Source organism: Klebsiella sp. 28, from assembly GCF_018223905.1.
In the GTDB taxonomy this organism is placed as follows: Bacteria; Pseudomonadota; Gammaproteobacteria; order Enterobacterales; family Enterobacteriaceae; genus Klebsiella; species Klebsiella pneumoniae.
The window spans coordinates 1-19,622 of sequence record NZ_JAGRQY010000018.1; the positions used below are offsets into that span (position 1 = coordinate 1).

At 56.5% G+C, this 19,622-nt stretch carries 15 protein-coding genes, 3 pseudogenes and 1 other annotated feature; of the genes and pseudogenes, 2 read left to right on the forward strand and 16 right to left on the reverse strand.

What is annotated here, in order from left to right; translation table 11 throughout:
• A pseudogene (locus KHQ28_RS03010) lies at window positions 1-524 on the reverse strand (6-phospho-alpha-glucosidase); the annotation flags it as partial.
• Entirely contained in the window at window positions 521-2,143 is a 1,623-nt protein-coding gene (locus KHQ28_RS03015) for an alpha-glucoside-specific PTS transporter subunit IIBC (RefSeq protein WP_002923307.1), read from the reverse strand. The gene KHQ28_RS03015 and the pseudogene KHQ28_RS03010, both read right to left, overlap by 4 nt.
• A gap of 298 nt (window positions 2,144-2,441) precedes the next feature.
• Between KHQ28_RS03015 and KHQ28_RS03020 the strand changes: the two genes are divergently transcribed.
• Window positions 2,442-3,188 carry a GntR family transcriptional regulator gene (locus tag KHQ28_RS03020; RefSeq protein ID WP_004181590.1) on the forward strand — a complete coding sequence of 249 codons (747 nt, stop codon included), beginning with the start codon at window positions 2,442-2,444 and terminating at the stop codon, window positions 3,186-3,188.
• Here KHQ28_RS03020 and KHQ28_RS03025 read toward each other — a convergent pair.
• The 4 genes and pseudogenes from KHQ28_RS03025 to ibpA all read right to left on the reverse strand — a co-directional run bounded on the left by KHQ28_RS03025 (window position 3,156) and on the right by ibpA (window position 6,837).
• Window positions 3,156-4,817 carry a putative transporter gene (locus KHQ28_RS03025; RefSeq protein WP_032418242.1) on the reverse strand — a complete coding sequence of 554 codons (1,662 nt, stop codon included), beginning with the start codon at window positions 4,815-4,817 and terminating at the stop codon, window positions 3,156-3,158. The two genes, KHQ28_RS03020 and KHQ28_RS03025, sit on opposite strands and share 33 nt — an antisense overlap.
• A gap of 101 nt (window positions 4,818-4,918) precedes the next feature.
• Window positions 4,919-5,743 (reverse strand): annotated as a pseudogene (dinD, locus tag KHQ28_RS03030) (DNA damage-inducible protein D).
• Between the two features lie 135 nt (window positions 5,744-5,878).
• Window positions 5,879-6,307, reverse strand: a complete 429-nt coding sequence (ibpB, locus tag KHQ28_RS03035) for a small heat shock chaperone IbpB (protein WP_004145074.1) — start codon at window positions 6,305-6,307, stop codon at window positions 5,879-5,881.
• 116 nt (window positions 6,308-6,423) lie between these two features.
• The gene (gene ibpA, locus KHQ28_RS03040) at window positions 6,424-6,837 is read right to left on the reverse strand and encodes a small heat shock chaperone IbpA (RefSeq protein ID WP_004151523.1); all 414 of its coding nucleotides are present in this window, start codon (window positions 6,835-6,837) and stop codon (window positions 6,424-6,426) included.
• Window positions 6,831-6,906 (reverse strand) — a sequence feature (ROSE (Repression Of Heat Shock gene Expression) occurs in the 5'-region of heat shock genes and acts as an RNA thermometer to modulate expression.). It overlaps the preceding gene by 7 nt.
• 245 nt (window positions 6,907-7,151) lie before the next feature.
• On the opposite strand from ibpA, the gene KHQ28_RS03045 reads away from it, so the two are divergent.
• A complete protein-coding gene (locus KHQ28_RS03045; protein ID WP_004151524.1) occupies window positions 7,152-7,484 on the forward strand; it encodes a YceK/YidQ family lipoprotein in 333 nt (110 codons plus the stop codon).
• Between the two features lies 1 nt (window position 7,485).
• On the opposite strand, the gene KHQ28_RS03050 is transcribed toward KHQ28_RS03045, so the two are convergent.
• From KHQ28_RS03050 to gyrB, 10 genes and pseudogenes are all read right to left on the reverse strand, one after another.
• Window positions 7,486-8,712 carry a DUF3748 domain-containing protein gene (locus KHQ28_RS03050; RefSeq protein ID WP_004150284.1) on the reverse strand — a complete coding sequence of 409 codons (1,227 nt, stop codon included), beginning with the start codon at window positions 8,710-8,712 and terminating at the stop codon, window positions 7,486-7,488.
• Window positions 8,713-8,763: 51 nt separating this feature from the next.
• Window positions 8,764-10,112 (reverse strand): annotated as a pseudogene (locus tag KHQ28_RS03055) (MFS transporter).
• A gap of 177 nt (window positions 10,113-10,289) precedes the next feature.
• Window positions 10,290-11,438: a galactonate dehydratase gene (gene dgoD / locus KHQ28_RS03060; protein WP_016946147.1), complete on the reverse strand. Its 1,149-nt coding sequence runs from the start codon at window positions 11,436-11,438 to the stop codon at window positions 10,290-10,292.
• Window positions 11,435-12,052, reverse strand: coding sequence for a 2-dehydro-3-deoxy-6-phosphogalactonate aldolase (locus tag KHQ28_RS03065; protein ID WP_032418241.1), 618 nt, complete (start codon window positions 12,050-12,052; stop codon window positions 11,435-11,437). The genes dgoD and KHQ28_RS03065 overlap by 4 nt, the downstream gene beginning before the upstream one ends.
• Window positions 12,036-12,914 carry a 2-dehydro-3-deoxygalactonokinase gene (locus KHQ28_RS03070; RefSeq protein WP_004145083.1) on the reverse strand — a complete coding sequence of 293 codons (879 nt, stop codon included), beginning with the start codon at window positions 12,912-12,914 and terminating at the stop codon, window positions 12,036-12,038. Before KHQ28_RS03070 ends, KHQ28_RS03065 begins: the two co-directional genes overlap by 17 nt.
• Window positions 12,911-13,600: a D-galactonate utilization transcriptional regulator DgoR gene (gene dgoR / locus KHQ28_RS03075; protein ID WP_004145084.1), complete on the reverse strand. Its 690-nt coding sequence runs from the start codon at window positions 13,598-13,600 to the stop codon at window positions 12,911-12,913. Before dgoR ends, KHQ28_RS03070 begins: the two co-directional genes overlap by 4 nt.
• A gap of 229 nt (window positions 13,601-13,829) precedes the next feature.
• Complete coding sequence (locus KHQ28_RS03080; RefSeq protein ID WP_032418240.1) at window positions 13,830-14,963, reverse strand: BamA/TamA family outer membrane protein; 1,134 nt, start codon at window positions 14,961-14,963, stop codon at window positions 13,830-13,832.
• Window positions 14,960-16,042, reverse strand: a complete 1,083-nt coding sequence (locus tag KHQ28_RS03085) for a hypothetical protein (RefSeq protein WP_009485044.1) — start codon at window positions 16,040-16,042, stop codon at window positions 14,960-14,962. Before KHQ28_RS03085 ends, KHQ28_RS03080 begins: the two co-directional genes overlap by 4 nt.
• A 149-nt stretch (window positions 16,043-16,191) precedes the next feature.
• Entirely contained in the window at window positions 16,192-17,004 is an 813-nt protein-coding gene (gene yidA / locus KHQ28_RS03090) for a sugar-phosphatase (RefSeq protein WP_004151530.1), read from the reverse strand.
• A gap of 201 nt (window positions 17,005-17,205) precedes the next feature.
• Window positions 17,206-19,620, reverse strand: coding sequence for a DNA topoisomerase (ATP-hydrolyzing) subunit B (gene gyrB / locus KHQ28_RS03095; RefSeq protein WP_055314422.1), 2,415 nt, complete (start codon window positions 19,618-19,620; stop codon window positions 17,206-17,208).
• Between the last annotated feature and the right edge of the window lie 2 nt (window positions 19,621-19,622).

The window sequence follows — 19,622 nt, forward strand, 5'->3', positions numbered from 1 at the left end:
ATGCCGATCGGCATATCGCAGATGTTGAGGATTTTGGCGTTCGGCCGCAGACGACGAGTGGCTTCCGCCACAATCGCCGCCGGGTTGGAGTAGTTAAGCATCCAGGCGTTCGGCGAATATTTTTCCATATAATCCACCAGCTCCAGCACGCCGCCGATAGAGCGCATACCGTAGGCGATCCCGCCCGGTCCGCAGGTCTCCTGGCCCAGTACGCCGTGGCGTAGCGGGATTTTCTCATCTTGTTCACGCATCGGATATTTCCCGACGCGGATATGCGCCATGACAAAATCAACATCGGTAAACGCCGCCTGCGGATCGGTGGTATAGCTGAACTCAATCTCCGGCGCCTGCTCTTTGAGGATCACTTTGCACGCCTCGGCGATGGTCTCCTGACGCGCGCCGTCGTTGTCGTAAAATTTCAGCGACCGCAGCGGAAAACGATCCTGGTTTGCCAGCAGCATCAGGACAATGCCCGGGGTGAAGGTGCTGCCGCCGCCTGCGATAACAACTGAGAATTTTTTCATGATACTGCCTCCGTCATGGTGGTATGTTCGGTCGAAAGAGAATCTTTCATCAGGTTTTCCAGCTGGTCGCGCACCTGGGGAACGTGCAGGCCGACGATGACCTGAATCCCGTTGCCGCGGCGTACTACCCCGTGGGCGCCCAGCGCTTTAAAGACGTCGTCACTTTGCGTTTTCGCCATATCGACCAGCGCGATGCGCAGTCGGGTGGCGCAGTTGTTGATGCTTTCAATGTTGTCGGCGCCGCCGAGGGCCTGCAGGAAGCCAGCGGCCTGACCCAGCCGGGTCTCTGGCGCGGCGGCGGCCGTGGTTTTACCTCGTGCCGCCTGGTAATCGGCCTTGCTGTAGAGCTTGATTTCGCTCTCTTCCCGGCCAGGCGTCTTCAGGTTCAGACGCAGGATCAGGGTACGGAAGACTACGAAGTAGAGGGCGGTGAAACAGAGGCCGATGCCTATCTGAATGAACATCATCGAAGCGTGGTGATGGAACATTGGGATCCAGTTTTGCGGCAAGAATTGATCGAGCAGGCCGCCGCCGAAGTTGCCTACCACCCCGCAGATGTACATCACCGTCGCCATGGTCGCCGCCAGCACCGCGTGAACGGCGAACAGCAGCGGCGAGATGAAGAGGAAGGTGAACTCCAGCGGCTCAGTGATCCCGACCAGCATCGCGGTCAGGGTGGCGGGGATCAGCAGGCCGGCGACCTTGACGCGGTTTTCCGGCGCGGCGGTGAAATAGAGCGCCAGCGCAATCCCCACCGACCCAAACACTTTCGAGTTACCGTGCAGGGCAAAGCCGCCCTCCGGGAACAGCGTCTTCAGCGGTTCCGTACTCTGACTGAACGCCTGCAGATGCTCTGCCCAGTAGACCTGCAGTCCGCCCTCCACCACAGCCGGGCCAAAGATGAACGGGCCATAGACGAAGTGGTGCAGGCCGGTGGGGATCAGGATGCGCTCAAGGAAGATGTAAACCCACACCCCAAGCGCCCCGGCTGAGCGCAGAAAGGCCTGCAGCGATTCAATACCCAGCTGGACCTTTGGCCAGCCGAGCAGGGTCAGCCAGGCGCAAGGGATCATCGCGAGGAAGGCGACAATGACCACAAACGATGAACCCTGAAAGATGCCGAGGAATACCGGCAGGGGTTTATCGAAATAGCGATTGTGCAGGGCCGTCACCAGACCGGAGATGACGATGGCGCCGATAATGCTGGTGTCGAGGGTTTTAATCCCGGCAATCATCGTCAGGCCGCTGCCGGCCGTGGGTTCAGCGGAAAAATCGACGCCGAAGAAGTGGCCCCAGGTCATCCCCATGGCGTTGATAAAATAGTTCCAGGTGAGAAAGCTCACCAGCACCGCCAGACAGGCCCGGCCCTGGGCCTGTTTCGCCAGGCCGATCGGCAGACCGACGGCGAAAATCAGCGGCATATTACGAAAGACGGTCCAGCCGCCCTCCTCAATGATGTGAACGATCTGGGCAAACAGGCTGTCGGGTGCGGTCAGCGCTTCGCCGACGAACATCGGGTTGCGCAGCATGATGGCGATACCGACCACGATCCCGGCAAAAGGAAACAACAAAACCGGGGTAAACATGGCGCCGCCAAAGCGTTGTATTTGACTGAGCATTGGGAAATCCTCATGTAACAACTCGTAGGGTGAGTGGCCTTCTTTTTCTTGATTACCGGCCTGACTGGAGAATAAAAATTTGCCCGTCCGACAACATGCCGCGCCGTTGCGATTCGTGATCCCATTCATGGTTTTAATTTGGCCAAAGTTGTCTACTTCGATAACAAAAGTTAGACATCGATAAGTCAGGCATCGAAATTAACTAAATGAATGTTTCTTAATCGAATGTAATTAAACAACTTTTTTAGAAAAAAGAGCATAAAGCGACATCCCCTTTTCCTGCACAAGAGGACTACTGGTGATCTACAAATCCATTGCTGACCGCCTGCGGCTGCGGCTGAATTCCGCCGACTTCGCCATCGGCAGCCCGCTACCAGGAGAGAAAAAACTGGCCGAGGAGTTCGGGGTGGCGCGCATGACTATTCGCAAAGCCATCGATCTGCTGGTGGACTGGGGATTGGTTGTGCGTCGCCACGGCTCGGGAACTTACGTGGCGCGTAAAGACGTCCATCATGAAACCAGCAATCTGACCGGCCTGGCGGAAGTGCTGCGCAAGCAGGGTAAAGAGGTGGTGAGTCAGGTGCTGGCCTTCGAGGTGATGCCCGCCCCGCCGGCCATCGCCAGTCTGCTGCGGATTAAAATTGATGAACGGATCTACTTCTCACGGCGGGTGCGCTACGTCGACGGCAAGCCGCTGATGCTGGAGGATAGCTATATGCCGGTGAAGCTGTTCCGCAACCTGTCGCTGAGCCATCTGGAAGGGTCGAAATTTGATTATATTGAGAAGGAGTGCGGGATCATCATCAGCGGGAACTATGAAACGCTGACGCCGGTGCTGGCGGACAAGCAGCTGGCGCGCTCAATGAACGTCCCGGAGCAGACGCCGCTGCTGCGTATTACCTCCCTTTCCTACAGCGACAGCGGCGAGTTTCTTAACTATTCGGTCATGTTCCGCAACGCCAGCGAGTATCAGGTGGACTATCACCTGCGCCGCGTCCAGGCGCAAAGCCCGCTAGCTCAGTCCCCAGAACAGCACGGCGAGTAGCTGCGGGGTGATAATGCGCAGGAACATCACCAGCGGATAGACGGTGGCGTAAGAGAGCGCCGCTGCGCCGCTGGTGGCGTGCAGGTTGTTGGCGAAGGCCAGCGCCGGCGGGTCAGTCATGGAGCCGGCCAGCATGCCGCACAGCGTCAGATAGTTCATTTTCGCCAGCATGCGCGCGAGGATGCCCACCGTCAGCAGCGGGATGGCGGTGATGAAAATACCGTAAGCGATCCAGCTCAGACCATCGCCCTGGGTCAGGGTGGCGACAAAGTCACCCCCCGATTTTAGCCCGACCACCGCCAGAAACAGCACGATCCCCAGCTCGCGCAGCGCCAGGTTGGCGCTCGGCGGCATAAACCAGTACAGCTTGCCGATACTGCCGATACGCCCAAGGATCAGCGCCATAATCAGCGGCCCACCGGCCAGTCCCAGCTTCAGTGCGGCAGGGAAGCCGGGAATAAACAACGGGATAGATCCCAGCAGTACCCCGAGTCCGATGCCGATAAACACCGGCAGCATCTGGACCTGCTGCAGCTTCTGCTGAGCGTTACCCAGTTCGGCGGCCACGGCGTCAATTGCCTCCGGACGGCCGACCAGGTTGAGGATGTCACCAAACTGCAGGCTGGCGCTGCTGCTGGCTACCAGCTCGACGCCTGCCCGGTTAAGCCGGGAGATCACTACGTCATAGCGCTGTTTGACGTGCAGATCGCGTATTTTCTTCCCCAGCACTTTTTCGTTAGTGACCACCACCCGCTCCACTTTCAGATCGGTGCCGCGCGTCGACAGCGAGGTCGCCACCTCCTGGCCTATCACCAGCTGTGCATTGTGCAAATCCTCAGGTCGCCCCACCAGGTGCAGCAGGTCGCCAGCCTGGATAAGAGTGCCCGGCGCAGGCACCATCAACAGCTCGCCACGCTTCAGCCGCGAACAGACGATGTTGTCGTTGTTGAGCATCGGCACATCCTGAATCGCCATCTGGTTGAGGTTGGGGTTTTCCACCCGCACGTTGATGGTGTGTAAATGGGCGTGGCCGTTACCGCTGCTCGCCTCAAACCGCTGGGCCTCTTTCTCGATATTGATGCGAAAGAACAGACGCACCAGCCACATGGTCAGCAGAATGCCGCAGATGCCGAACGGATACGCCATCGCGTAGCTCATCCCCATTTGATCGACCACCTCGAACGGTACGCCGAGATCGCGCAGAATTTGCTGCCCGGCCCCCAGCGCCGGCGTGTTGGTCACCGCACCGGAGAAGATACCGAGCACCACCGGGAGAGGAATATTGAACAGCTTATGCAGCACCGCGGTCACCAGGCCGCCGAGGATAACGATAAGGATAGCGAACAGATTGAGCCGCAGGCCTGAGACCCGCAGCGAGGCGAAAAAGCCCGGCCCCACCTGAATACCGATGGTGTAGACGAACAGGATCAAGCCGAATTCCTGAATAAAATGCAGCATCGGGCTGCTGAGGGCGACGCCCGCCTGATCGACAAAGTGGCCGACGATAATCCCGCCAAACAGGACGCCGCCAATGCCAAAGCCGACGCCGCGGATTTTGACATTGCCGATCCACAACCCAACCACCGCCACCAGCGCCAGCACGCTGACCGTCAATGCTATCTCACTCATGGTACCGTCCCTGTGAATAACATTATTATTAACAGGGATTATGACCGCGGCCAGGCGGATTGTATGCTGCCTGGCGCACAATAATCATGGAGTAAGATACGCTACTCAGGCGCGTTCTTATTTTTCGCTACGATAGTGAGTTGCTGAATACTTTTCTCCGGGGAAGGAAGTGCTTCAGGCATAGTGCCACCCAGGTCTTTAATAGTCTGGCGTACTTTTTGCCCTACGTCATAATGCGTTTTGTTGGCGAGTTGCTTCGAATCAACCGCGTCCCGACGTAGTTTTTCTTCCGTTTGGGTAGCACGAAACAGGTTGGCCGCGAGCTCAGTCGATCCCATATAGTCGAGTATTTTTTGGCTTTTCTTTAGGCCCTTACGCTCATGGATTGCTTTTTGGTCAAGACCACCATAGAGACCTTTATAACCATGGTTTTGAAAGACAGCAAAATCAAGAGTCGTCTCAACACCAGCACGTTGGGCCGTTTCAACCAGATGTTTATTATGCTCTTTGAGCTCATTGCGCAGGAACAGTCGCTTTTCATCCTCTCGTAGAGACTTAAATATTTGATCATCTTGCAATTCCTGGCGCCGGGTTTGCAAGGCAAAGTACGTTTGCCCCGCAGCAATCACCGGTTTCGACGGATCGCCATTTTGCACTACCAGATAGCAGGCGTAGCGTGAGAGGTGGAAATCTTCAAGATTCCTGCTGGCGCCAGAACCTAATTCGACCATTTTGTTGGTTTCAACAAAATGGTCTGCCGAGGGATGACCACTCGCCTCACATCAAATTATCGCTTTTGCAATGACCTTATAAAAATTCCGCCACTCTTTATAGTCAAGCAGGGGACCAAGGTTGCGGGCAGACCAATACTCCCGCCCCGCCTCATCGCTCTTTCTAATCGCTTCAAATGGCTGCTGTTCGTTCATAACGTATCCTTGTTTGAGTGAGTCCCAAAGTTGATTGTTTTTTAAACTGAAACACCCGTTGCAGCAAGGAAGTTTATTGTGCTCTCGCACACAAAAAAGCCCCGAAAATCGGGGCCTTATAAGTTATTCGCTTAATTAACTATTTAATGCCGGTCGTTCGCTGATGGCGATACGCTGCGGGGCGATCTGCTCAGGCTCATTGCGGGTCAGATCGATATGCAGCAGGCCATTGGTGAAGGTCGCGCCAGAGACCTCCATGTTGTCGGCGAGGGTGAAGCTCAGGCTGAAGGCCTGGCTCACCAACCCCTGGTGCAGCCATGTGGTCTCTTTTTCCGGCTGCTGCGGCGTGCCTTTCACCACCAGACGGGTGCCTTCCAGTTGAATATCCAGATCTTCCTGACGGAAACCGGCCAGCGCAAGGGTAATGCGGTAGTGGTTATCGTCGCTTTTTTCGATGTTATAGGGCGGGAAGCTTTGGCTTTCACCGGCGGTTTGCAGGGCGCTGGCCAGTTTGTCAAAACCGATCCATTGACGCAGCAGGGGGGATAAATCGTAGTTACGCATACTGTTTTCTCCTTCTAAGAAGCGAGTGAATACCTGCGAATTCTGTAAATTCGCATCTGCTCCCTGACGGCGAGCAGGTTGTTACATCAGGCCGCCACGCGGCCTGAAACGGACAATTAGTTGATTTCGATGCGGCGCGGCTTGTTCGCTTCCGGGATCACCCGTTCCAGATCGATATACAGCAGGCCGTTCACCAGGTTGGCGCCGCGGACGTGAATGTTTTCCGCCAGCTGGAATTTGCGCTCGAAGTTGCGCTCGGCGATCCCCTGATACAGGTAGGTCCGCTCTTTCTGCTCGGCGGCGTGGGCGCCTTTGACGATCAGCAGATTGTCCTGGGCAGTGATCTCCAGCTCGCTTTCAGCAAAGCCAGCCACCGCGATAGCGATGCGATAGTGGTTTTCGTCTACCAGCTCGACGTTATACGGAGGGTAGCCGCCGTTGCTCTGGCTTTGATTGTTTTCCAGCAGGTTGAACAGGCGGTCGAAACCAATGGCTGAACGATATAGCGGGGAAAGATCGAAGTTACGCATAGTAAATAGCTCCTGAAAATCAGCGAGAATCAAATGACCTTCCATCGTGGACAGGCCGCGGTAATCCGGAATACCCCTCAGGCGTATTCTCAGTGGGTTACACCTATAAAATGGGTTTCTCCCCGTGCTTTTCAAGGGATTGAGGGCAATTTTTTTTGCAGTTTATCGATGATTGCTTAGACTGGGTGGAGGAGCACAAAAAGCAAAGTGCGATGCCCGCCACAGTGCGGCGCAATAACACTATGCATTCACGGGATGGCCCGATATAACCGCTGAAAGGTTATCTCAACGCCCGAAACGACAATGGAAGAACAATGAAAAGCAGACGACTGTTAAAGCTGGTCCTGTTCAGCGGGATAATAAGCCTGAGCGGTTGCTCCAGCGTAATGTCACATACCGGTGGCAAAGAGGGAACCTATCCGGGCACGCGCTCCAGTGCGCAAACGCTTGGGGACAGCGATACCAACTGGGGTGTGAAATCGCTGGTGGCGCTGGACATGCCGTTCACCGCCGTCATGGATACCCTGCTGCTGCCGTGGGATATGTTCCGCACCGACAGCTCAATCAAATCTCGGGTCGAAAAGAGCGAGAAGGCTACGCTGGCGACCAACTCGGTGATCCCGCCAGCGCCGATGCCTGCCCAGTAAGTTATCGTCCGGTCTGCGTAACCCACAGCTGACGATAACCGTCCACCTCCTCCATCCAGGCAATCTGTTTACCGTCTGGCGAAAAGACGATCGCGTCCGCCGAGGGCGCATGCGCATGCGTATCGGTTAAAAAGGTGATATCTCCCGTACCGGCATGGCAGCAGGCAATCCGATCCTCCAGCGCAAAACCCAGCCACTCTCCCGACGGATGCCAGTTAAACGCCGACTGGATACCCGACGCGTGATGCGTCAACTGCCGCGGCTCGCCCCCCTGCGGGGAAATAAGCCACAGCTGCACTACGCCGGCGTCGTCGCGCATCAGAAAGGCTATCGCCGTCGCCTGGGGATTGGCGCGCACCCAGTGGCGCGGGACGTTCACCAGTCCCGGGTAGCGGCGATGGTGGGTGAAGGTCAAACGACGCTGGCTGACGCCCGCCGGCGGCGCCGGCATTGTGGTTGCGGTACCGGCCAGCGGCGCCCCGCCAGGCTGCTTCCAGCCGGCTTCATCCTGCGGCAGATCGACAATAAACAGCTCAGGCACTTTATCGCCATTTTCCGCCAGCGTATCGCCAATAAACGCCAGAGTATGGTTCCCGACCCAGCCCTCCTCATAGGCGCGATTAATCTCATCGCTGCCCGGCGCGGGTGCCGGCGTCGTGCGGCTTACCAGCACGCACCAGTGGCTGCCGCCATATTCGCGCGGATGCTGTCCCTGCGGCGTCACGGGTCCATAGGGCGCCGCCACGCCGACGTTGCGCAGATCCAGCGCCGGATCGCGCTCGTGCAGCACGTGATCGTTGTAGGTAAAACTGACAAACTGACCGTTGGGGCTATAGACATGGACGTGGCTGCCGCCGCGCAGCGCGCCGGGCGTGTAGGGGGGGGTAATGTCCATGGCGTCCAGATTCTCGACAGCCCCCTGAAAGGCCACCACCCCGCGGCGATGATGAAAATCATACTGCCACTGCGCATCCGGCCGCTCGGGGCCATGAATAAACACATAGCGCTCCTGGGTTGGATGCACGGTTACCACGCCCACGTGCGCGCCCTGCGTGGCACGATAAATGGTCTCCACAGTACCGCTGTTTACGTTCACTCGCTCAATGGTTTCGCCGGTAAACGATGCGCCGGACGGACGAACGTCGAATACCAGCCACTGGCTGTCGGGAGTCCAGGTATTAATATTGGTAAGCTGGTGATGACGGGGAGCAAAAGTGACTTGTTTCATGACGATACCCTGATGCGAGACTTACGCATCAGGGTAGCGTATCGCAAAAAATTAGCCTACACGTTTCACATCGCCGACCAGCAGGATATAAGACAGCGCGCCTATTAACGCCACCACGGAGATATAAACCAGCGCCGGGCCAAAGCCGTAATCCTGCGCCAGATAGCCAATCACCAGCGGGACGGTGATGCCGCCCAGGCCGCCAACAAAGTTAAACACCCCGCCGGTCAGGCCGATCAGGCGCATCGGCGCCAGGGAGGAGACCAGCGACCAGGTGATAGACGCAAAACCGTTACCGAAGAACGCCAGCGCCATCAGCGCCATGATCCAGATGGGGTCGTTGGTGTAGTTTGCCCCCATGATGCAGGTGGAGATCAACAGTCCACAGATGATCGGCGTTTTGCGCGCCACGCCCAGCGAGTAGCCTTTTTTCACCAGCTTATCCGCCAGCCAACCAGACAGCAGGACGCCAAAAAACGCGGCGAGGAAGGGCACCGTGGTCATAAAGCCGGCCTTCAGCGCGGTGATGCCTTTTTCCTGGGTTAAGTAGTTCGGAAACCAGGTCAGGAAGAACCACAGCGTCGAGGTTACCGCGAACTGTCCAAGGTAAACGCCAACCAGCTTGCGGTGAAAAACCAGCTTCCAGTCCGCTTTCGATAACGGTTGCCGCGCCTCTTTCTTCACCGGCGCATCGCCATCCACCAGGCCGCCGCCGTCGCGGATATAGTCGAGTTCGGCTTTACTGATGCTTTTAGTCAGGCGCGGCGGTTGATAAACCTTGAACCAGATCAGCGACCAGATAATGCNNAGATAATGCCGATACCGCCGGTAACGATAAACACCCAGTGCCAGCTCAATAGCTCCTGGATCCAGATCAGCAGCGGCGTGAGGAAAGCCAGACCCACAAATTGCCCCGAGGTATAAAACCCGACGGCGGAAGCGCGCTCGTGCTCCGGGAACCAGCTGGTCACCATGCGGTTGTTGGTCGGGAAGGCTGGCGCTTCGAAGATGCCGGTAATGGCGCGTAAACCGATAAGCGACATTAAACCGGTGGCGAAGCCTTGTAGCAACGTCGCCACCGACCAGCCAAATATAGCGATAAAGTAGGTAAGCCTGGATCCCACGCGGTCAAGGAACCAACCGCCAGGGATCTGGCAGAGGGTATACAGCCAGGCAAAGGCGGAAAATACGTAGCCCATTTCCGCTTTGCTAATACCAAACTCCTCCTGAATATGCGCCGAGGCGACGGCGAGGTTGGCACGGTCTACATAACAAATAACCACGGTAATAAAGATCATGATGAGCGTCAGATAACGGCGACGCCCGGTTTTTACAGCGGTAACTGAAATATCCATCGCAATCTGTCTCCAGATTTTGGGCATAGCGAAGCCGCTCACCATGCCCGGTAATTTACAGAGGGTGTTTTTGTTTTTTATTAATAACTATGTTGCGATGCGCTAAATAATTCGTGCTGGGGAAAGGCGGCAAATTTTCGCATCCCTGGGAGCATACAATAGTATGTGACCAGGGTAAGAAAATGCAGCCAACGCATCACCAGTGCGAAGTATGACGCGCATTTACCATTCGGCGACAGATCCATCCTCATACCGCCACAACGGATTTCGCCAGTCCGGAGCGTTTTTACTTAACTCAATCACGCGGGCCTCATCAATTTCCACGCCCAGCCCCGGCTTCATCAGAGGTTTAAAGAAGCCGCCTTCCATATTGAAATCTTCTTTGTTTTTCACAAAATCAAGCAGTTCGGCGCCTTTGTTGTAATGGATCCCCATGCTCTGCTCCTGGAAGACCGCGTTATGCGAAACGAAATCAACGTGCAGACAGGCTGCCAGCGCGATCGGCCCCAGCGGACAGTGCGGCGCCAGCCCAACGTCATAGGCTTCCGCCATGCCGGCAATTTTATAGCATTCGGTAATACCGCCTGCGTGCGACAGATCGGGTTGTAAAATAGCCACCCCGCCCGCTTCCAGTACCCGTTTAAATTCAAAGCGCGAGAACATACGTTCGCCGGCGGCAATGGGAATATGCGTTTGCGCCGCCAGCCGCGGATAATATTCCGCCTGCTCGGCTAATACCGGTTCCTCAATAAATAATGGGCGATATGGCTCCAGCTCTTTAATTAATACCTTAGCCATCGGCGCGCTAACGCGGCCGTGAAAATCGAGACCAAACTCAATTTCATTGCCAAACGCTTCGCGGATTTGCGCCACGGTATTCACCGCCGCGTCAACCGCGCGGGAATTATCGATGAGCCCCATCTCTTCGCAGCCGTTTAATTTAAAGGTGTCGAAACCAATGCCGCGCAGCTTCTTAATCCCGTCAATTACTTCGGCGGGGCGGTCGCCGCCCACCCAGCTGTAGGCTTTAATTTTGTCACGCACCAGCCCGCCCATCAGTTGCCAGACCGGGGCATTCAGAACCTTACCTTTAATATCCCATAGCGCCTGGTCAATACCGGCGATGGCGCTCATCATAATCGGGCCGCCGCGATAAAAGCCGCCGCGGTACATTACCTGCCACAGGTCGTTAATCCGCGCCGGATCCTGGCCAATCAGGTAGTCGCCAAATTCATGAACGGCCGCCTCCACCGTGCGGGCGCGCCCTTCAATCACCGGTTCGCCCCAGCCGACAATGCCTTCATCGGTTTCAATCTTCAGGAACATCCAACGCGGAGGTAAACGGTACGTGGTGATATTGGTTATTTTCATTTCACTGCCTCTCGATACGCTTTTACGAATGCGGCTGCCTGCTGCGCGGTACGTTCAACCGGCTGGCCGGCGCGATAGAGATCGCTACCCAGCCCAGCCCCCACACAACCGGCATTAATCCACTGCGCCAGGTTTTCCGGCGTCACGCCGCCAACGGCAAAGACCGGAACCTCGGGCGGCAGCACGGCTTTCAACGCTTTGATGTAATCCGGGCCAAAAGCCGATGACGGGAAAATTTTTAGCGCCTGCGCACCGGCATCCAAGGCGCTGAAGGCTTCGCTGGCGGTGGCGCAGCCTGGACACACGGTCATGCCGTAACCCACCGCTCGCCGGATCACTTCCGGTTGAATGTTTGGCGTCACAATCAGCCGACAGCCCATGGCCGCCAGCCTGTCGACCTGCTCCGGTTGCAGCACCGTGCCCGCGCCGATAAGCGCCTGCTCGCCGTAAGCGTCTACGACCTGCGGAATACTTTTCTCCCACTGCGGCGAATTCAGCGGGATTTCAACCGCGTCGAAACCGGCGTCGATAACGGCGCCAACGTGAGCCAGCGCCTCGTCTGGCGTAATACCGCGCAGGATAGCGATAATTGGAAGGTTAGTTTGCCACTGCATAAGCGATGCTCCTTATTCCTGTCTGAAATGCCGTATCGCCCGCAACCGCGCTGACTTCGCGGCCAATGGCGGCGAATGCCTGCTGATAGCGGGATGTTAACGATGACCCAGCGACGAGACTGATCGCCTGCTGTCCGGCGAATGTGTCGCTGAGGGTGGCAACTTCAGCGCCAATCAGCAGGCCGGAAAGAAATTCGCTAACCTGCTCGCGAGGCAGCGCGCCCAGCACGTGCGAAGCGCGAACTTCAAACAGCTGCGGCAGGACGGCGGGGTTGTTGATACCGCGCTGCAGACCTGCCGCGAATGCGGCAGCGGACGTTTCCTGCGGCGGTAAGCCGGCGCCCACCAGCGAGTGCTGAAGCAACAGATGATGCAATTCACCGGTCAAAACGGTACGAAAATCGTGAATTTGCCGGCGATCGGCCAGTACCCACTTGCAGTGGGTTCCCGGCATCACGTAGACAGACGAAGGGGCTAAGGCGCGTGCGCCCAGCAGCTGCGTTTCTTCCCCACGCATGACGTTATGGTTATCGTCACGGGAAACGCAAAGGCCGGGTATTATCCAGATATTGTCGCCAACGGCAGTTAACTGCTGGCCAATATCCGAGAACGCGGCAGGAAGTGGCAAATAAGGGGCGATTTTCCAGCCCACGTTGCTGCCGACCATCCCTGCCATCACCACCGGTGTGGCGCCATCGCGCCAGTGCTGGGTGATTTCCGCTAACACCGCAGCGGGAGAGCGACCATTCAGGCGCGTTACGCCTGCTTCAGATTGCCTGCTTTCCAGACATTCTTCGCCCTGATAAAGCCAGGCGCGTAAATTCGTCGATCCCCAATCTATTGCGATGTAGCGAGCCGTCATGTGATTTCCTTAAGCCTTCGTGTCGAGCTGGCGATCATCGTCAACGCTGCCTGCTCCGCCGCGTCGCTATCCTGATGCCGAATGGCGTCAAATAGCGCTTTATGTTCCTGGAGGGTTTTCGGCATGTTGCCTTCATCGCCCATCCAGGTCCGTTCAAATACCGCCCGCTGCAGCGAACTGATCGCCACGCTAAGCTGCTGCAAAACCGGGTTATGTACTGACTGCAGCACCGCCTCGTGGTAGCGAATATCCGCTTCGTTAAAGGCATCCCGGTTTTGGTTGTTGGCGATCATGTCATTGAGCGCCGACTCGATTTCCGCCAGATCGCTTGAGGTGGCGCGTTCCGCCGCCCAACGGGCAATGGCGGGTTCAACCAGGTTGCGCACTTCACTCATCGCGCTGATAAGACGCGGGTCATAGTCATTTTCCAGTACCCACTGCAGCACCTCGGTGTCGAGGTAGTTCCACTGGTTTCTGGGAGCGACAAACGCGCCGCGATAGCGCTTCATTTCAATCAGCCGCTTCGCCATCAGGGAACGAAACACTTCGCGGATGATGTTGCGCGAGGTTTCAAACTCCTCACAGAGTTCCGCTTCGGCCGGAAGCGCCGAACCCGGGACGTATTTACCGCTGACGATCTGTTTGCCCAGCGAGATCACAATGCGATCGGTCTTATTGAGAGTCATGGAGAGTCCTTGTGCTCTATGTGTACTGCTCTACTTTACCGTCGCTGCTGAATTTCGCCTCATGTTTGTACTACTAACGTGATGCTGTACGTTATCAACATGAGCGTAATGTAGTACAACATTATTTTGTTGTACTACAATTTGGATCACAAAAAGAACAATTCATGAAAATTAAAGCGCAGCGGCCCTGACAAGAGGCGATAAGAGAGAAAATTAAGGGGAGGAGGCGTTAAAACGCTTCGCCGACCTGGAAGTAAAAGCCGCTGCTGCCATTGCCGATACCGTAGTCGAGGCGAACATTAACGCGAGGTTTGAATTCAAAGCGGTAGCCAACGCCCGCCGAAGGCAGCCAGCGGCCATTATTCAGCGACGACAGTGAGGGCCCCATGGTTCCCGCCCCGGCCCAGGCGACAATCCCGTGCCGCCAGGTGAGCTGCCGGCGATATTCCAGCTGACCGCTGACGACCTTTTTATCCCGGTAGCGCCCCTGGTAGTAGCCGCGCATCCGTTCATCGCTGCCGAGCAGCGGCATCATGCTCCACGGTACCTCGCCCTGGGTGAAGGCGCCATCGGCCTCCCAGGCGAGCACGCTTTTCTCGCTCAGGGCATGATAATGGCTATAGTGCAGCTGAAATTCCTCAAAGCGGGTATCGCTACCTAATCCGGGCGCATAGTGGGTATAGCGGAGGTTGGCATACTGACCCCGGCGCGGGTTAGGGACAAAGTCGCGATCGTCCCAGTTGATATCGATGCTGGCGCCGGAGCTGAATACCGACGGTCCCTGCGGAGTGTTTTCTATCTTCGGCCGATCGTCATGGTCCATCTCATCGGCATTCTGCGCCGCCAGCGACCATCCCGCCCCGAGATAAACATGATCGATAAGCTGCCGATAAAGGGTGGGTCGCAGGGTCAGTACCTGGGCGGTATACTTCTCTTTTTCATTGTCTTTATCCCCGGCATGAAAACCCTGCCCCCAATAATAAGTGGGCGTATTGGCTATCGACCCGTCGACAAAAACGCGCCACAGATCACGATCGAAAAAGGTGTAGTTTTTCACGCTGAGGCCAAAGGCGCCGGTAGAGCTGGCGTAGCCGCTGAGCGTCAGGGTCGAGTTCTGGCTGGTGGTATCCTGCGGGTCGGGACGATACAGGCCGACGACAGCGGTGCCAATGCCCAACCCTAGTTCCGGCGTATAGAACGGACCGGGCATCACGCCCCAGTCGATGCCTTTGCTGGCGTCGAACTTATCGCTGGCGCCGAGATGCTGCAGCCAGCCGTCGATTTTCTCGCGGCTGAGCGCCTCGGCCTGGCTGCCTGTCGGGCAGGCCATCAGCAGCAGAAAAGTGATAAACAGTCGGCTCAAAAGCGATACTCGCCGGCAATAAAGAAACTGTTACGTTCGGCAAAGCCAAACTCGGTAGTAATATTAAAATTCTGCGTCAGCTCGTATTGCGCGCCCACCAGAACGTTCCATGGCGACTGCAGATGCTGCTTCACATCGAAGCGACCGTTATTGTCCTGGTTGGCCAGATTAACCATATTCTGCAGCATCGGCGACGGCATCGAGAGATCGCTGAGGCTGCCTTTAAACTCCTGCTGGACATCCTGATACATGCTACCAACCCACAGATTTAGCTTTCCGGCGGGGAGATGCAGCGCATCGACCGATGGCGTACTGAAACGATAGCCAACGCGCGGCGAAAAGGTAAGCGCATCGATGCTGCCGTCGAGGATATCAAAGCGCGTTTGCGTGTAGTTGGCGTCCAGCACGGTAAACCAATTGCCGACGCCGCCCACCAGGGTGGTGCCCATCCCGTAGGTAGTACCTTTAAAATCGAGACGAAAGTCGAGATCCTGCATCCCCGGCAGGGGCACCACTTTACCGTTCGGTCCCTTCAGGCCGACAGCTATCTGCGAAATTGAATGCCCTTCGGTGTGCCCCACCAGGCCATAAACGTTCATAAACGGCAGCAGCCAGGCATCCAGCTTGAGCGTCTCGGTTTTGCTGCTTTCCCGCGTATGACCAACGCCAATCTGGAAAGCGTTATCCAGCGAGACCGGCCCATTAGCGAAAATGTTATTCACGGCGTGCTTGCAGACAGGATCCTTACCGCAATCGATATTGCGGCCATCCAGCGACAGCCCGGTGAAGTTTATGCTGTCGACATTAATATTCTGCCGCATATCCATATAGTTAATGCTGACGCCAAACGGCAGCGGCAGGACGTAGCCGCGCTTTCTGGCCTCATCGCCTAGCAAAGGGAGTAGCGAGGACGATGCTGCGGCCGCAGGCTGGCGACTTTCTGGCGCCGGCAGATCCGCGGGTTCTGCGCCGTGATAGGCATACGCCGGTTCGAGCGGCGCCGTTGGTTCCGCGGCCGCGCAAATCTGAACAGAGGCGAATGGCAGCGTAACCAACATCAAACGGTGGTATATATTCATGAAAAGTATGATGTTAGTTCTGAGTTGCTAAAAAGAGGGCGGGTAGCTTATAGAATCCCCTGCAAGGATTGAGGGATTTAAATGCGGATTAACATCTGTTCATGAAAAAAGAGAAGACAGACCCGGCGAACGCCGGGCCGGAAAGAAGTTTACGCTAAAACATATTTTTCAATGGCGAAGGCAACGCCATCTTCAAGGTTCGATTTGGTAATGAAGTTCGCCGCTTCTTTGACCGCAGGAATGGCGTTATCCATTGCCACGCCGACGCCGGCAAATTCAATCATCGCGATATCATTTTCCTGATCGCCAATCGCCATAATCTCTTCCGGCTTGATGCCCAGCGCATCGGCCAGCGACTTCACGCCAGTGCCTTTATTGACGCGTTTATCCAGTATTTCGAGGAAGTAAGGCGCACTTTTCAGCACGGTGTACTTCTCTTTCACTTCCGCCGGAATACGGGCGATGGCCTGGTCGAGGATTGCCGGCTCATCAATCATCATCACTTTCAGCAGCTGGATCTCAGGATCCATTTTCTCCGCTTCGCAGAACACCAGCGGAATGGTTGCCACATAGGATTCGTGGACGGTGTAGTAGCTGATATCGCGGTTCGCGGTATACAGCGTATTGCGATCCAGCGCATGGAAGTGGGAGCCGACCTCGCGGGAGAGCTGCTCAAGGAAGCGATAGTCGTCATAGCTCAGCGCGGTTTGCGCGACGGTGCTTCCGTCACCAGCCTTCTGCACCAGCGCGCCATTGTAGGTAATGCAGTAATCACCCGGCTGCTCCATATGCAGCTCTTTCAGATAGCTGTGGACGCCAGCGTAAGGGCGACCGGTGGTCAGCACCACGTTAACACCGCGCTCGCGCGCCGCGGCGATGGCGGCTTTCACCGCTGGAGAGATGGTATGGTCGGGCAGCAGCAGCGTGCCGTCCATATCGATTGCAATCAGTTTAATAGCCATAGGGTCCCCGGGTAAGATGAGTCTCCCCTCATGCTAACGCGATTCCGCTCAAAAAACAGTAAAAGTGTCGGCCAGAAAGGGGGATGGAACCGCAGCAGCGGATTCCTCTTTTAGCGGCAAAAGAAAAGCCCGATCGCGCGATGCGACCGGGCTTATACATCCTGTTGCCCCGGTAAAACTCGTTACCGGGAAACATGCGGCTTAAATATCGATATTCGCCGCTTTCAGGGCATTCTCTTCGATAAACGCGCGACGCGGCTCAACGGCATCGCCCATCAGGGTGGTGAACAGCTGATCGGCAGCGATGGCATCCTTGACGGTCACGCGCAGCATGCGACGGCTGTCCGGATCCATGGTGGTTTCCCAAAGCTGATCCGGGTTCATCTCGCCCAGACCTTTATAGCGCTGGATGGAGAGACCGCGACGGGACTCTTTCACCAGCCAGTCCAGGGCCTGCTCGAAGCTGGCTACCGGCTGACGACGTTCGCCGCGCTCGATGTAAGCATCTTCTTCCATCAGGCCGCGCAGTTTCTCGCCCAGGGCACAAATACGACGATATTCCGGCCCCATAATGAACTCGTTATCCAGCGGATAGTCGGTATCCACGCCGTGGGTACGTACGCGAATAACCGGCTCAAAATGCTGCAGTTCTTTGTTCTCGTGGAGATCGAATTTCCACTGGCTGCCGTGCTGTTCTTTCTCGTTCAGCTCGGAGACCAGGGTGTTCACCCAGCGGGTCACCTTCTGCTCGTCCGCCAGGTCGGCCTCGGTCAGGGTCGGCTGATAGATAAGCTCTTTCAGCAGCGCTTTCGGGAAGCGGCGCTCCATGCGGCCAATCATTTTCTGGGTGGCATTGAACTCGGCAACCAGTTTTTCCAGCGGTTCGCCCGCCAGCGCCGGCGCATTGGCGTTGGTGTGCAGGGTCGCACCGTCGAGCGCGATGGAGATCTGATACTGAACCATCGCTTCGTCGTCTTTAATGTACTGTTCCTGCTTGCCTTTCTTCACTTTGTACAGCGGCGGCTGGGCAATGTAGACGTGGCCGCGCTCAACGATCTCCGGCATCTGACGATAGAAGAAGGTCAACAGCAGGGTACGAATGTGCGAGCCGTCGACGTCCGCATCGGTCATGATGATGATGCTGTGGTAGCGCAGTTTATCCGGATTGTACTCATCGCGACCGATACCGCAGCCCAGCGCGGTGATCAGCGTCGCCACTTCCTGGGAAGAGAGCATTTTATCGAAGCGGGCTTTCTCAACGTTAAGGATTTTACCCTTCAGCGGCAGGATCGCCTGGTTCTTGCGGTTACGACCCTGTTTAGCAGAGCCGCCCGCGGAGTCCCCTTCCACCAGGTACAGTTCGGACAGCGCCGGGTCGCGCTCCTGGCAATCCGCCAGTTTGCCCGGCAGGCCTGCCAGATCCAGCGCGCCTTTACGACGAGTCATCTCACGAGCGCGACGTGCGGCCTCACGGGCGCGCGCGGCGTCAATAATTTTGCCGACCACGATTTTCGCATCGGATGGGTTTTCCAGCAGGTATTCGCTCAGCAGTTCGTTCATCTGCTGCTCCACCGCCGATTTCACCTCGGAGGAGACCAGCTTGTCTTTGGTCTGCGAGGAGAATTTCGGATCCGGCACCTTCACGGATACCACGGCAATCAGGCCTTCACGCGCATCGTCGCCGGTGGCGCTGACTTTCGCTTTTTTGCTGTAGCCCTCTTTGTCCATATAGGCGTTAAGGGTACGGGTCATCGCCGCGCGGAAGCCGGCGAGGTGAGTACCGCCGTCACGCTGCGGAATGTTGTTGGTAAAGCAGTAGATGTTTTCCTGGAAGCCGTCGTTCCACTGCAGGGCCACTTCCACGCCGATACCGTCTTTTTCGGTGGAGAAATAGAAAATATTCGGGTGGATCGGCGTTTTGTTCTTGTTGAGATACTCAACGAACGCCTTGATGCCGCCTTCGTAGTGGAAATGGTCTTCTTTGCCATCGCGCTTATCGCGCAGGCGGATAGAGACGCCGGAGTTCAGGAACGACAGCTCGCGCAGGCGTTTCGCCAGGATGTCATATTCAAATTCGGTGACATTGGTGAAGGTTTCCAGGCTTGGCCAGAAACGCACCATGGTGCCGGTTTTGTCGGTTTCGCCAGTCACGGCCAGCGGTGCCTGCGGCACACCGTGTTCGTACATCTGCTTGTGAACTTTGTTATCGCGCTGGATAACCAGCTCCAGCTTCTGCGACAGGGCGTTAACCACCGAGACGCCTACGCCGTGCAGACCGCCGGAAACTTTATAGGAGTTATCATCGAATTTACCGCCAGCGTGCAGGACGGTCATGATAACTTCCGCTGCGGAGACGCCCTCTTCCGGGTGAATGCCGGTCGGGATGCCGCGGCCGTCATCCTGGACGGAGACGGAGTTATCGCTGTGGATGGTGACAACGATATCTTTGCAGTAACCCGCGAGCGCTTCGTCGATAGCGTTATCCACAACCTCGAATACCATGTGGTGCAGACCGGTGCCGTCATCCGTGTCGCCGATATACATACCCGGGCGCTTACGCACCGCATCCAGCCCTTTCAGGACTTTGATACTGGAGGAGTCATAAGAATTCGACATCA